The organism is Secundilactobacillus silagincola (genome assembly GCF_002583405.1).
GTDB lineage: Bacteria > Bacillota > Bacilli > Lactobacillales > Lactobacillaceae > Secundilactobacillus > Secundilactobacillus silagincola.
The window spans coordinates 1-13,743 of sequence record NZ_BCMJ01000003.1 but is presented as its reverse complement, the minus strand read 5'-3'; the positions used below and the strand labels follow the sequence as shown (position 1 = coordinate 13,743).

General features: G+C 43.7%; 16 protein-coding genes. 6 read left to right on the top strand and 10 right to left on the bottom strand.

All coding sequences use genetic code 11. The annotated features are described in order from the left end of the window. Positions 1-4: 4 nt before the first annotated feature. The 3 genes from CES82_RS03980 to lpdD are packed head-to-tail and all read left to right on the top strand — an operon-like array spanning position 5 to position 2,506. Positions 5-1,477, top strand: coding sequence for a UbiD family decarboxylase (locus tag CES82_RS03980; protein ID WP_098824033.1), 1,473 nt, complete (start codon positions 5-7; stop codon positions 1,475-1,477). Positions 1,478-1,509: 32 nt separating this feature from the next. Continuing rightward, positions 1,510-2,118 carry a UbiX family flavin prenyltransferase gene (locus tag CES82_RS03975; RefSeq protein ID WP_098824032.1) on the top strand — a complete coding sequence of 203 codons (609 nt, stop codon included), beginning with the start codon at positions 1,510-1,512 and terminating at the stop codon, positions 2,116-2,118. Beyond that, positions 2,111-2,506, top strand: a complete 396-nt coding sequence (gene lpdD / locus CES82_RS03970; protein ID WP_098824031.1) for a prenylated flavin chaperone LpdD — start codon at positions 2,111-2,113, stop codon at positions 2,504-2,506. The genes CES82_RS03975 and lpdD overlap by 8 nt, the downstream gene beginning before the upstream one ends. A gap of 63 nt (positions 2,507-2,569) precedes the next feature. On the opposite strand, the gene CES82_RS03965 is transcribed toward lpdD, so the two are convergent. The 7 genes from CES82_RS03965 to CES82_RS03935 all read right to left on the bottom strand — a co-directional run bounded on the left by CES82_RS03965 (position 2,570) and on the right by CES82_RS03935 (position 8,012). Continuing rightward, positions 2,570-2,857, bottom strand: coding sequence for a putative quinol monooxygenase (locus CES82_RS03965; RefSeq protein ID WP_098824030.1), 288 nt, complete (start codon positions 2,855-2,857; stop codon positions 2,570-2,572). Positions 2,858-3,177: 320 nt separating this feature from the next. Next, a complete protein-coding gene (locus tag CES82_RS03960) occupies positions 3,178-4,053 on the bottom strand; it encodes an SDR family NAD(P)-dependent oxidoreductase (RefSeq protein ID WP_098824029.1) in 876 nt (291 codons plus the stop codon). A gap of 95 nt (positions 4,054-4,148) precedes the next feature. Then, complete coding sequence (locus CES82_RS03955) at positions 4,149-4,745, bottom strand: hypothetical protein (RefSeq protein ID WP_098824028.1); 597 nt, start codon at positions 4,743-4,745, stop codon at positions 4,149-4,151. Between the two features lie 23 nt (positions 4,746-4,768). Further along, positions 4,769-5,212 carry a MarR family winged helix-turn-helix transcriptional regulator gene (locus tag CES82_RS03950; protein WP_098824027.1) on the bottom strand — a complete coding sequence of 148 codons (444 nt, stop codon included), beginning with the start codon at positions 5,210-5,212 and terminating at the stop codon, positions 4,769-4,771. Positions 5,213-5,223: 11 nt separating this feature from the next. Then, positions 5,224-5,859 (bottom strand): NAD(P)-dependent oxidoreductase, encoded by a 636-nt coding sequence (locus CES82_RS03945; RefSeq protein ID WP_098824026.1) that lies wholly within the window; start codon positions 5,857-5,859, stop codon positions 5,224-5,226. An 81-nt stretch (positions 5,860-5,940) separates the two neighbouring features. Beyond that, on the bottom strand, positions 5,941-6,912 hold the full coding sequence (locus CES82_RS03940; protein ID WP_180245655.1) for an amidohydrolase family protein: 972 nt from the start codon (positions 6,910-6,912) through the stop codon (positions 5,941-5,943). A 353-nt stretch (positions 6,913-7,265) separates the two neighbouring features. Continuing rightward, a complete protein-coding gene (locus tag CES82_RS03935; protein ID WP_098824024.1) occupies positions 7,266-8,012 on the bottom strand; it encodes an SDR family NAD(P)-dependent oxidoreductase in 747 nt (248 codons plus the stop codon). 99 nt (positions 8,013-8,111) lie between these two features. On the opposite strand from CES82_RS03935, the gene CES82_RS03930 reads away from it, so the two are divergent. Then, a complete protein-coding gene (locus CES82_RS03930) occupies positions 8,112-8,555 on the top strand; it encodes a MarR family winged helix-turn-helix transcriptional regulator (RefSeq protein WP_098824023.1) in 444 nt (147 codons plus the stop codon). Positions 8,556-8,758: 203 nt separating this feature from the next. Here the strand turns inward: CES82_RS03930 and CES82_RS03925 are convergent, their stop codons facing one another. Continuing rightward, positions 8,759-9,628 (bottom strand): LysR family transcriptional regulator, encoded by an 870-nt coding sequence (locus tag CES82_RS03925; RefSeq protein WP_098824022.1) that lies wholly within the window; start codon positions 9,626-9,628, stop codon positions 8,759-8,761. Positions 9,629-9,755: 127 nt separating this feature from the next. Here CES82_RS03925 and CES82_RS03920 point away from each other — a divergent pair, with 127 nt between their 5' ends. Continuing rightward, on the top strand, positions 9,756-10,244 hold the full coding sequence (locus CES82_RS03920; RefSeq protein ID WP_098824021.1) for a GNAT family N-acetyltransferase: 489 nt from the start codon (positions 9,756-9,758) through the stop codon (positions 10,242-10,244). Between the two features lie 106 nt (positions 10,245-10,350). Here CES82_RS03920 and CES82_RS03915 read toward each other — a convergent pair whose 3' ends face one another. Together CES82_RS03915 and rihB are read right to left on the bottom strand one after the other, a co-directional pair. Next, entirely contained in the window at positions 10,351-11,580 is a 1,230-nt protein-coding gene (locus CES82_RS03915) for a NupC/NupG family nucleoside CNT transporter (protein WP_098824020.1), read from the bottom strand. 25 nt (positions 11,581-11,605) lie between these two features. Further along, positions 11,606-12,538: a ribosylpyrimidine nucleosidase gene (rihB, locus tag CES82_RS03910; RefSeq protein ID WP_098824019.1), complete on the bottom strand. Its 933-nt coding sequence runs from the start codon at positions 12,536-12,538 to the stop codon at positions 11,606-11,608. Positions 12,539-12,645: 107 nt separating this feature from the next. Here rihB and yeiL point away from each other — a divergent pair, with 107 nt between their 5' ends. Then, positions 12,646-13,326: a transcriptional regulator YeiL gene (gene yeiL, locus CES82_RS03905; protein ID WP_098824018.1), complete on the top strand. Its 681-nt coding sequence runs from the start codon at positions 12,646-12,648 to the stop codon at positions 13,324-13,326. The last annotated feature ends 417 nt before the right edge of the window (positions 13,327-13,743 follow it).

The following is a 13,743-nucleotide window of genomic DNA, read 5'->3' as shown; positions in this document are numbered from 1 at the left end:
AACGATGTCAGAAAAATATGACTTACGTAAAGTGCTAGATGAAATGAAATCAATTCCAGGACAATATCATGAAACCAATAAAGAAATTGATCCTAACGCTGTTTTAGCAGGTGTTTATCGCTACATTGGCGCCGGTGGTACAGTTCAACGACCGACTCAAGAAGGCCCAACCATGATGTTCAATAACGTCAAAGGTTTCCCCAAATCTCGGGTACTGATTGGCCTGCAGGCTTCCAGAAAACGAGTTGGTAAGATTTTACATCACGACTACCACACTTTAGGACAGATGCTGAATGAAGCTGTGTCTCACCCGGTCAAGCCGGTCGAAGTGACACACGAAGAAGCACCCGCTCAAGAAGTGGTTCATTTAGCTAGTGATCCTGACTTCGACATTCGTAAACTCCTAGCTGCGCCAACCAACACTCCCGAGGATGCGGGTCCCTACATCACAATGGGGGTCGTTTATGGCCACAGCCCAGCTGATGATAAAGAAGACGTCACGATTCACCGGATGGTTCTAGAAGACCGCGACACCATTGGCATGTACATCATGCCTGGTGGCCGTCATATTGGCGCATTCTTAAAACAATACGAAGCAGAAAATAAGCCAATGCCAATCACCATCAACATTGGTTTGGATCCCGCTATTACCATTGGTGCGACTTTCGAGCCGCCGACAACACCACTTGGCTACAACGAACTGCAAGTTGCTGGTGCGTTACGAAATCAGCCCGTGGACGTTGTTCAAGGCACCACGGTGGACGCTAAAGCGATTGCCCGCTCAGAATGGGTCATTGAAGCTGAGATCTTACCCAATGAAAAAATGCAGGAAGATATCAATACTAATACTGGCTATGCCATGCCGGAATTTCCAGGTTATAATGGCACCGCCAATCCAGCGGTGAACGTGGTTAAAATCAAAGCGGTCACCCACCGGAAGGATAACCCAATCGTTCAAACGACCATTGGCCCGTCAGAAGAACACGTTTCGATGGCTGGCATTCCAACTGAAGCTTCCATTTTAAGCTTAGTTGACCGCGCTATTCCAGGAAAAGTGAAGAACGTTTATAATGCACCAGCTGGTGGTGGCAAGCTCATGACCATTATGCAGATTCATAAAGACGACGAAGCTGACGAAGGCATTCAACGTCAGGCCGCACTTCTGGCATTCTCAGCATTTAAAGAATTAAAAACCGTTATTTTAGTTGATGACGATGTGGACATTTTCGATTGGAATGACGTTATGTGGACGATCAACACCCGTTTCCAGGCAGACCGTGACATTATGGTGCTCGAAGGCATGCGGAATCACCCACTAGACCCTTCTGAACTGCCAGAATACGATCCCGCTCGCATCCGCGTTCGTGGGATGTCGTCAAAATTGGTCTTGGATGGTACCGTGCCATACACCATGAAGCACGAATTCAAGCGAGCTGGCTTCAAAGAAATGCCAAATTGGCGAGATTATTTAAAGTAACATGAGTTTTGGTTGATCAAGGAGGAATTTAGATGAAGAAAATTGTTGTTGGCATTACTGGCGCTTCTGGAACAATCTACGGTATCCGTCTGCTCGAAGCACTAGCCCAAGACCCTAGTGTCGAAACTCACTTAGTCATGAGTCGGTGGGCTAAGGAAAACTTAGCCGTTGAAAATACTGGCTACACCGAAAAAGAAGCTCGTGAGTTAGCTAACGTGGTCTACGACGATCGTGATATGGGCGCATCAATTGCCAGTGGCAGTTTTCAGCACGACGGCATGGTCATCGTTCCAGCTAGCATGAAAACCGTAGCTGGCATCGCAACCGGGTTAGCTGATAATTTGATTGCTCGAGCAGCTGACGTCACCCTAAAGGAACGCCGACCACTACTGTTAGTGCCTCGTGAATCCCCCTTCAACCAAATTCACCTCGAAAACATGCTTAAACTTTCACGGATGGGTGTAGAAATCATTCCACCGATTCCCGCCTTCTATAACAATCCTCAAACAATTGACGATCTAATCGATCACAATACGATGAAATTGTTAGATCATTTACACTTGAGCAACGATTATAGCTCTCGTTGGCAAGGGTTAACGGCAGCTAAGAAAGCCAACAGACAGGTGGAACATCATGCCTGAGAAAGTATTCAGGGTAGCTCAAGCAGGTTTTGAGATGAGTGCGAAACTATCCCGCGAAAATCAAGATGTCCTGTTAGAAATTACTGGCGGTGACGTCCCACATTATGGTGTTGTGACCATTGTTAGCCCCCATCAAACCACACGGACAATTGCGTTGCCAAGTCGGCCAGGACACCATCACCAAGAAGGCGTCCTCACCGAACGGATTGCTAAAATTATCGCACCGGTTTTACAGAACAACGCCTTTATTATTGGCGGCCTGCACGTTAATCGCATTACTCCCCAACAAATGGCCGCAACGGCTAACATGGCACAACAATTAGGTGAACAGATCCGTGATTATCTGAGCAGTCATCCCCGAACCAAAATAATCGAAGAATTCTCGTAATCAAAAAATGACTTCAAGTTGCCACTAAGGCACCTTGGAGTCATTTTGTTTTAGACGAACATGCTATTCATTATAATCCATGCGAATAATTACTGGGTCAGCCGTCAGAAAGTCACCAACCCCGCTCAAAAATGCTTGAAAATGCGGTGTATCGTTGTGAAAGGCTACGGCATTAGCGTCTTGCCAGTGCTCAATAATCTCATAATCCGTATCACTACCAAGTTTCTTAAAATGATCATAACTCACATTACCTGCTTCGTTACGTGACCCCTGAACCAATTTGTCAATGAAGGCTTCGTATGCCGTCTGCTGTCCTGGTTTAACCGCTAATTCCACGTTAATCACTTTCATGATATGACCTCATTTCTCATTTGATAACCTTATTATTGAGGATTTAATACCTTATTTCAATCAAACCGACTTCTTTTAAAGTAAATGGCTGTGAGCCCATTGAAGAGATCACAGCCACTTACTGCTTGATAAATTACTATCAAGATTAATATACCACTAATTTGCGAAGGCACAACTCGACGACAAATAATCATTAGACTGGAGATCAAGCCAGGATAGACATAGCGAATTTTGCTATTGCCCTCCCCTTCAGAATTTAAGAGAAGTCCAATTTGCAAATGAATTGGACTTCCTTTTTGTCGTTCTAAAACAATATAAGATCAGTTACTTAAACCCACAGCCTTCATACTGAAATTCCAAAGTTCACGTTGTGCCTGTTTATCATAAGATAATTTTGACGATGGCACCGGCTTGTCACTGCTGCGGTCGTAGTACTTAGCGGTTCCGTTAGCAAATTTTTCAGAACACACCAGGTCCGTAATCATCTTTCCAGACCCTTTAGCGGTGCCCATGATATTTGCAAACCGTCTAAAGACCGCCGGATTAAAATGTGGTCCGTGTTTCATCAGTCCAGTTTCTGGCATCAGTCCTGGATTGACGGTGTTAACGGTAATTTTTTTACCAGCAGCTTTTAATCTCTGATCCAGTTCATAACTGAACAAAATCAGACATAGTTTGGAAAACGAGTAGCTTTGACGATCCACCTGTCGATTCTTCCCTGGGTATGCCAAGGCTTCTGCACCAGGCCATGCCACACCCTTTAACGGTGTATCATGGCGTTCGCTACTAACGGTGACGATTCGCCCATCAGGTGCCATTAATGGCAGTAACAGTTGTGTTAACAAAAAATGACCCAGATAGTTGGTTTCAAAAATATGGTTGAAGCCATCATCCGTTTGATGAACGTTTCTACTCCCCATCCCAGCATTGCAGATCAAGCTATAAAGCGGTATATCGAGTTTTTTAAACGACTCAACAAAGGCGCGAACTTTGCCCAATGAAGAGGTATCTAATTCAAGACAAATGATATTAGCGTCTGGAACAGCTTGTAAGATTTGTTGGCGGGCCGCTGTCGCCTTTTGCATGTTGCGGCAGGCCATGATAAGTTGGTAGTCCGCCCCTTTTGCTGCAATCTGTTTAGTTGTTTCAAACCCTAATCCAGAATTGGCACCGGTAATAATCACGGTTTTAGTCATGTTTTTTTCTCCTTATCATATATAAAAGCCCAATATTTCAGTAAGTGTGACACTGAAAATATCGAGCTTCAAAAATACTTTGGTAAATTTAAGTTTTAAGCGATGGGTAATGGTGCCGGCAACTGTGGTCCCAACCCGCGTCGAGCCAAAATCCAATCGTCACCGTTCCACATCTCTGTCTTTTGACGGTTAGTTGAAAAGTCCCAATAGCTTTCCCGTTCAAATTCGATGACTTGGCCATTTGGTCCAAAACCAACCCATTCATAACTACCCGAGTCGACCAGGTTGGCGTACTTGGCCCACTCCAACGGAATCTTGACCGTTTTTCCGGCTGCATTCACATAGGTTCGTTCCTGACCCGTCAATAAGTGTGACTCTTCAAGCTGTTCCCGGTAATCAGGGTCAATCTCTTGCCAGACCCGCTCTGCTTTAGCGAAGGCCTGCTTTTCATTTGGCAGCGCCCCACTTAACGGCTGAGTCAGCGCGTTATAGGAATAGAGGTAACCCCCGTCACCATAAATAACAGTGACGTGTTCGCGGTTCAACGCTTCTTGGGGTAAATCGGCAGGCTGATATCGATTCAAATGAACCTGCTTGCCGTTTCGGGGAACTAACTTATCCACAACCACTTGATAATCTGCTGGTATCATTAAACTTGGATAGATGTGCCCTTCAATTATTAATGCTGGCATTAGTAGCCTTCTTTCTTTTTGAATTACTCAGCATCCAGTTGTGCAATTTGTTTGAGGATGGCGACAAAATCAGCTTGGCTTACCCGACCATCCGTTACAGACAAGCATTGACTTAGTACCGTTTCCTGCTCATCCAGTGCAGCTTTGATCTTGGGATACAAGGCTTCACCAGTCGCTGTCAGTTTAAGTTCATACCGTCGGCCATCCGTTGCTGACTGCCGTTTATCCACCAGCCCCATTTTAGCGAGCTTCGCAATTTCACGATTAACATTGCTTTGATGACGGCTGTCAGAGCGTACCAGCTGATCCTGTGTAATGCCAGGATCGTCGTGGAGTTTAAGGATAAAGAAGAATTGTGCCTGATTGACACCATACGGTTTTAACCTTTTTTCTAACACTCGAATGGCCATATTAGAAGCTGTATGCAGCTGTTTGCTGATTGTATTATCGTTTTTATCTGCAATCATGCAATCACCACCTAAGCATTGACAACGGCAAACTGCTGACGAATGTGTTTAGGTGTTTCGATTTCGTCTAACAAAGCAGCAGCGAAGTTTGCGAAGGATACTTCTTCTTTTCCATCGGCACTAGTAATAACTTCATCGCTACCTAGCTTATAGCTGGTCTTGGGGCCGTCAACAAATTCAGTTGATGGCGTAATCACGGTCCAGTCCACGTCTTCAACCCATTTAATAAAGTCATATTCGTGATCTTGTTGAATCATACCATCAAGCCAAGGTTGGCCAGCGTACTTTTTAAGCGTGTCAGCAAGTAACGTTTCGCCGGTTTCATCGTGAAGAATTGAAGCACCAACAACAAACGCTAAACGAGTGCTGGCATCTTCCCTAAAGAAACTCACTAAACGAGCTGCTAAATCAAGGTGTTGGTAAGGTTTGGTGGAAGCAAAAGCGTCAACAACAACATCATAGCCAGCTAAATCATCGTGAGTTAATGTCATGGCATCTTTTTCAACAATTGTGACGTCATTTCCCAGTAAGTTCTTAGCCTTTGCGCCATCACGAACGAGCGCTGTAACTTCATGTCCCCGGTTCATAGCTTCTCGAGTGACAACTTGACCAACGTTACCTGTAGCACCAATAATACCAATTTTCATAATAATCGTTCTCCTTTTTAGTTAAACCTTCTATTTAATTTCAATCTTCTTTACAACCAATTAATTCTGATCCAATCTTGCTTACAAATTAAACAGTTTTTCAGCAGTACCATGAGCGATTGCTTCTCGTTGCTCGTCCGTCACTTCGGCTTGTTCAAGAAATTCACGAACCGTTTTACCTGACTGAACGTATGGAAAGTCCTCTGACCACATGATGTGATCTGCACCCATTTCGGTGAGTGCCAACTGCATTTGGGGCGCAGTAAACATTCCGGATGGTGACAAGTAAACCTGGCGTCTGTAGTAATCTGAGAATTTCAATGGTAAATCAGTAATGATCGGGCTGAAACCATCGATTCGTTCCACGAACATGGGAATGAATTCACCCCAGTGGCCGGTCGCTAACTTGACATTCGGGTACTTTTCCAACAAGCCGGCTGTGATAATCCGCAGTACCTGAATACCGGCTTCCATGTGCCAGCCCCACATTGCGCCGGCCATCATGGTTGCACCTAATGCTGAGTAAGCCTTGCTGTCATACAACATGGCCTTTTGGTCATTGGAAATGACACCAGGATGCAGATAAAGTGTGGTGCCAAGCTTGTCTGCCATGGCAAAAATGGCTTCAAACTTGGGATCATCCAAGAACTGTCCGTTGATACTGCCGCTGATGATGCCACCCTTCATGCCTAACTTAGTTACAGCGTATTCTAATTCTTCAGCAGCTTTATCTGGCACGTTAGCTGGCAAAGTTGCTAAACCAGCAAACCGGTCTGGATACTTGCTGATGTTTTCAGCTAAAGTTTCGTTTTGATCATGGGCGCCAGAAACGGCGTATTGATCAGGCAGCACCTGTGGTGAATTACCAGCATCGGAAATCACTTGCATGTCAATGCCGTTCTTATCCATGTATGCAATCTTGTTGCTGAAATCTACTAGGTCAGGCCTTAACTGATCCTGACGCGGGTTATTATTTTTGACTTCTGAGTACTTGTTGAACTGACTGATATTTTGATCGGTATCGTAATGTTCTTCTACTGTAATAAGTTTCAAGATAATCCTCCTGTAACTGCTCACCTATTTGCGAGCCAAACCTTTAAGTGAAATGAGTGTAGCACATTTATATGCACGTGCATAGTTTTATTTAAAATTTTTTCAGCCAACTACCTGTCGACTGTTCATCTTAAATCTCAAAACAATGTCGTTTAACTTTTGAACCAAAATGAGTATAGCATAAATATATGCGTATGCATAGTTTTTCTCTCGATTTTTTTAAATCCGTAAGTGTATGCCCCTATAAAGCCCATAAACATGGTATTTTCACCAAAAAAATAATCACCACTCCAATAAAGTGTGATGATTATCGTCAAAATGAGTTTAATTTTTAAAACTAAAAATTAATCTGATTACCAGGCAACCTTACCGGCTTCTTGGGTAAAGGTCCCGTTAGCATCATTCTTAGGATCACTAGCCATTTCGATTCCTCGACGGGCACCATCAGCAACTGATTGGGCACCGTGTTCCTCGAAGGCTTTCTTATTGAGCAAATCCGTTGCCGTCATGCCGGGGTCGACAGAGTTAACAGTTACACTAGTACCCTCAAGCTCCTTGGCAAAGGAAACGGTGATCCAGTTAACAGCACCCTTCGAAGCAGAGTAGGCAAATGAATTCAAGTGGTAGAACAACGAATTCTTATCCATAGCAGCAGTCAATGAACCCATTTCACTGGAAACGTTCAGAATTTTACCAAACGGTGCCTTCTTCAATAATGGTAAAGCTGTGCGAACCATCGCTGTCGTACCAAAAAAGTTGGTATCAAAAACCTTCCGCAAAAATTCATCTGAAGTTTCGGATGGTTTCTTCGGTGCACCACCAGAAATACCGGCATTATTTAACAGAATATTTAGGTAGCCAAACTTCTTGTCAATGGCAGCCATGGTGTTATCAATAGTGCTTTGATCCGTGATGTCACAGTGAACCAGGTCAACAGCAATTCCTTCTGCACTCAGCTCTTCTTGAGTCTTTTTACCGGCATCCATGTCATAGGCACCGATGAAAATGTGCTGACCCTTTTTACCTAACTGTTCAGCGTATTCGCGGCCAAGCCCTTTTTCTGCACCAGTAACCAACGTAACGATCGTATCTTTCGACATCCTCTATTCCTCCGTATCTTCTAGATTCACAAATTGCATTTAGATAAGCTAAATGCTACATTAAAATGTAACTACTAACATCGAAAAGAAGTGATCCTTTTGCAAGACTCTGTCAATTATCCAGCGACTACTGCGCTTTGGCGGATGACCAGTGGCTATCGGTCATTAGTCACCAAACAGTTGCGTCAAGTCGGTATTTATCCTGGCCAAGAAAATGTTTTGGTTGAATTATTAAACTATGGCGAGCTGTCACAAAACGACCTTGTCAAACGGTTGGTTGTGAATCATTCAACGATTGCCAAAACCGTTTCGCGACTATTGTCATCTGGCTTGGTATCGACGGTGAAATCAGCCGCAGATGGCCGAATTACCTTGGTCTCCTTAACGGATCAGGGTCAAATAACGGCCCAACAAGTTAAGCAAATCCTCGATCACGCGGAATCAACCTTGTTAAGGGGACTTTCCCAGAACGACCAGGAGGCCTTTGTTTCAATGGCCAATCAAATCAGCTCTAACCTTTCAACTGAAGCTAATGGTAAATAGTCGATATTAGTCACTTCAGAATGATTGCCAAGCATGCTCACTTAATAACTTGTTACCCGAAAAAAACTTAATTTTGTTCTTGCGGTTTCTGGTCCAAATCTTTATCTATTAGCACTTACAATTTAGAGCTTATCACGAAAATATGTGGCTGGCAACACTTTTATGTAGTTGGCAACATATTTTGCTGTTACCTTTCCAATCTACTATTGGTTCATCTTCTTCAGCAATCGCACAAATAATTCACCGGCAACACTTAATTGTCGATAAGCGTAAATTGCGGTTAGTTTGGGTGCGACCATGTCTGTCTTAATGGTGACTAATTGCCCCGAATCCAGTGCATCTTGCACACAAAACGTTGGTAAAAAGGTTACCCCTAATCCCGAGATAGTGGAATTACGAATTGTTTCAATACTCCACAGTTCCATCTCTGGTCTTAAACGAATCCGCTTTTCGGTCAAATATTGATCAAATAATTCTAAATACCGCGCGTGTGGGTCATTCATCAAAGCACACACGTCCTTATCCTGATCAGGAGTAATGAAGTCCTCATCAGCCAGTTCTGGTGCGGCGACTAATGACAACGAATAATCTTTAATCATTCCTGTATGAATGGTGGTGGGATAATTGCGTACATCATAATGAATCGCAATATCAGCTTTGCCATCAACCATTTGTGAATAGATATCGTAGCAGTTTAACACTCGAATCACCAGTTCTACCCCCGGTGCTTGCTGCTTAAACTGTTTTAAAACACCCTGCATCTGGTAAGTCAGCAAAGTCTCTGGCACTGCTACAACTAAGCGACCCACTGGTTCATTTGTATGATCAGCAAAACGTTCAAGCGCGGCAGCATCCGCCACCAATTGGTTGATCAACGGCATGGCCGCGGTACCTTGACTAGTTAACACCATTTTGCGCCCTACTTTAGCAAAAAGGCTAATGCCAAGTTGCGCTTCAACTTGCTGCACCTGGAAAGTAACCGTAGAAGGGGCGTAGTTCAACAACGTCGCAGCTTTTTGAAAACTACCCGCAGTCTGAATCGCTTGGATTGTTTTTAAATATTTCAGATCCATATTAAAACCTCTTTATTTTAAATATTTACTTCAATATTATTGAAATAATGGTTCAATCATTTCGACTAGACTGAACAATCAATCAACTATATACTAACAGACATTAGTAGAAATCAGGAGGTTTTTTATGCAAATCAAACCCTTTAAATCTAATCCTAACGTTGTCGCCGAACTAGTCGACTTAATCTTATACTGTCAAAATACAGAAGCTAGCTTGGGTATCTCCATGGCAGAACAGCCCGATGTTTTCGAAATCCCTGATTATTATCAAAACCGTGGCGGTCAATTTTGGGTCAGTTTTGATAAAGGCGGCCACGTGGCAGGATGTATTGGCCTTTTACGGGTATCCGATACCACGGCCGTTTTGAAGAAATTCTTTGTTTACCCACAATTCAGGGGCCGTCCAGTTAGTTTGGGTTGGCAACTCTACCAAACTCTCCTAGAAGAAGCCAAACGCCGTGGGTTCCAACGATTAGTACTCGATACGCCAGAGGGCGAGCACCGTTCCCATCGTTTTTACGAACGACAAGGTTTTGTTCAATGTTCCTATGAAGACTTAGGTGTGGAATACGCCTTCCCAGATCGTGATAGTCGGTTTTATCAGTTGACGCTTTGATTATAGTTAAAAAATTCACCCTATTTTCATAGAGTGAATTTTTTTAATAACAAGCTTTTAAACTATTCGAAGATCATCATCGGTACTTGCAAGAGTCGATTTTTGATTACCAAACGAACAGGCCAACTAAACCAGCAGATAATAGCGAAACCAAAATACCGGAAAGTAACATATAACCCACATTTTTTGCCACTAGGTCGTTCTTTTCCTTATCTACCAAACCTTTAAAAGCACCGATAATCATTCCGGTAGTGCCAAAGTTAGCAAATGACGTTAAAAAGACGGTCATTACAGCACGTAAATGCGGCGTGTAACTGTTGATGACGTTTCCAGCAACCTTGCCCATCACCACAAATTCGTTGGTAACCAGTTTTAAACCCATATCCTGTGACAAGGTCCAAGCATCGTGCACGGGAAAACCTAGTAACCAGGCGAACGGGAACATGATGACCCCTACGATATGTTCCAGTGACAACGGGTGCCAGATCAATCCCAGCAGTTTGTCTGCTAACGCTGCTAAAGCAACGAATGCGATGACGTTTGCGGTAATGATCAAAATCAAGCGGCCAGCACCCAAAATCGAGTCCCCCAAGTAAGAGAAGAACGGTTCCCGCTTGTTGTCTCCACCTTTTTCTGGATTCACGGTGGCAACGATGTCTTCTTCTGGCGAGACCTTTACTGGATTCAACAAATTAGTGACGATAATCGCATTTAAACAGTTAATTGGCACCGCTGTTAAGACAAACTGTCCGGGTACCATTTGGGTATAAGCGCCAAGGATTGAAGCGGTGACACAACTCATGGACATCATGGCCAGTGTCACGTTTCGGCGGGCACTCATTTGACGCAGTTGCCGGCCGGAAATGGCAAGAACCTCTGTGTTTCCCAGAAACATCATTTCAATAGCGAAAAATGATTCAAACCGTGGTTGCCCGGTGATAAAGGACAGCCCGCGACCCACCCACTTGATGATCCACGGTAAAACACCGATATACGTTAAAATATCAAACAATGGTACGATCATCAGTACGGGTAACAGCGCACTAGTAACAAAATTCATTGCTTTAGCCGTTCCGCCGAATTGCGGCGTGACCCAGTTTGGCAGTGCGAAAACGATGCCTTGATATGACACTTGAACCAGCCAGTTAAACCCGTCAGCAGCGGCTTTCACTGCTCCGCGACCAGCTGAGAAACTCGTAAAGAACCACGCCATAGCTAAATTAATGGCTAGCATAATACCAACGGAACGCCAATTAATGGCCTTTCGATCTTGAGAAAATAGCAGTCCAATCGCGACAAACACAACCAGGCCAATCAAGTTAATGACAACGTACATAATAACCTACCCCCTCTATTGTCGATTACTTATAGGTTTTAATGCAGTCCGCCACTAAGTCAAAGAAGCCATCCCGATTAATTTTCTTACCAACCTTAGCATTTGGTGTCTGCTTTAACACGTTTAATTCATCACAAACTGTCCGGCCATAACATGGTCCCCGGTTGATATCAACTTCAACAAACATGTCCTGCATGTCAAACAGGGTTGGGTCAATCAAGTAACCAATGGTAGTTGCGTCGTGAATTGGGCCAGCTTCTAGGCCGAACTCTTCAAACTGCGTCTTCAACGTAAAACGCATGAGATCACCGAATAACTTACCAGCCTTGTTGCCAATACCTTCCATCCGTTCAATGACGTCTGGCGTGCAGACTGTTTGGTTGGTCAAATCGAGGCCCATCATGACAATTGGGGCACCTGATTTGAAGACTACATAGGCTGCTTCTGGATCCGCGTAAATGTTAAATTCAGCTGATGGTGTAAAGTTACCCGTTCCATAAGCACCGCCCATCAAAACGATTTCCTTAATCTTAGGAATGATCAGCGGTTCCATCCGCATGGCAGTGGCAATGTTGGTCAATGGACCAGTTGGAACCAAGGTGATATCGCCATCGCTAGCCATTAAGGTATCAATGATAAACTGAACACCGTTCTTTCCTTCTGGTTGGCGCTTCAATTCTTCAAATACGGGGCCATCCAAACCGGTTTTACCGTGGACATTACCAGCAACAACCTGTTGACGGACCAGTGGTTGAGGCATCCCTGGGTAAAGTTTGATGTCCATGTCTAATAATTGAGCAACGTTCAAACCGTTATGGACCGTCTTCTTCAACGTTTGGTTGCCAGCAACAATGGTGACACCAAGTAAATCAATGGCTGGATGAGCGTAAGCCATCAGCATAGCAATGGCATCGTCATGACCCGGGTCACAGTCGAGAATAATTTTTCGTGCAGTCATAATGAAATTCCTCCTAGAGTTATAATGTAAGCCCTTACTTACAAATTGAATTATAACGGTGGAATTGCTACACTAAGTATGAGAAATCTCATACTAGGAGTAAAATAATGCAAAAAATTGATGATGACGACTTAAAACAGCAGTTTATGTCTGAGTGCAATTATGAGTTCCTATTCGGCTCTGACATGGCGCAACACGCGGAACTACTGCATTTCAAAGTTCAAGAATACATCGTTGAAAACCTCGTCCGACCAAAATACTTATTTTATTTGGTCAAGGGTAAAGCTAAGCTCTATGACTCGCTAGCTAATGGCAAAGACGCCCTCATCGACTTTTTCACACCGCCCTGCTTTATTGGTGAAATGGAATTACTGGATGCCAAAAGCGCCCCCTTTAGTGTCCAAGTCATTGATGATTGCTACTGTCTAGCTTTACCGGTGGCGAAATATCAAGCTCAACTGTTAGCTGATCCCACTTTTTTGCGAAACGTCTGTATCTATCTGTCACGTAAAAATGCCCGCAATATCAAAACCGCATCTAGAAATCAAGGTTTCACGCTATCCCAACGATTGGCAGCATTTATTTTGCTCACCGAACACGATGGCTACTACAATGAAAAACACACCCAAGTATCCGAATACCTGGGTGTGTCCTACCGCCATTTACTGTACGTACTTGCCGAGTTTGTGAAAACTGGTTACTTAAAAAAGGACAGACAAGGCTATCACATCATCAAGCTAAAGCCACTACAGCAATTGGCTCGAGAGGTGACCTCGTCTAATAGTTAGAATCACAACTAGTCAATAGTTTAAATCACACTATTGTTAATGCTAACGAATCGTGCTATAACTATCTTTAATTTCACAAACAAATTATCCAAAGAAGAGTAACCAGTGTCACTGACTATAGAGAATCCGGTCGATGGAAAAGGATGTCAGTCATCTGGTGAAGATGAACTTTGTCACGATATCAATCTGTTCACGCAGGTTGATCGGTAGGAACCGTTAGCTTCCCTGGTATCGACTTTGTTGGTACCGATGAGGCATTATGTTAATAGTGCGAAATTGGGTGGCATCACGGCGCATTCGTCCCTTGTTTATGGGGACGAATGCTTTTTTCTACCAAAAGTCAAGCGCTTCAAGCTTTTTCATTGCTTATTGAATGGTAGGTTGTTAAATATTGGATACACTTAAATAAGCCTATCC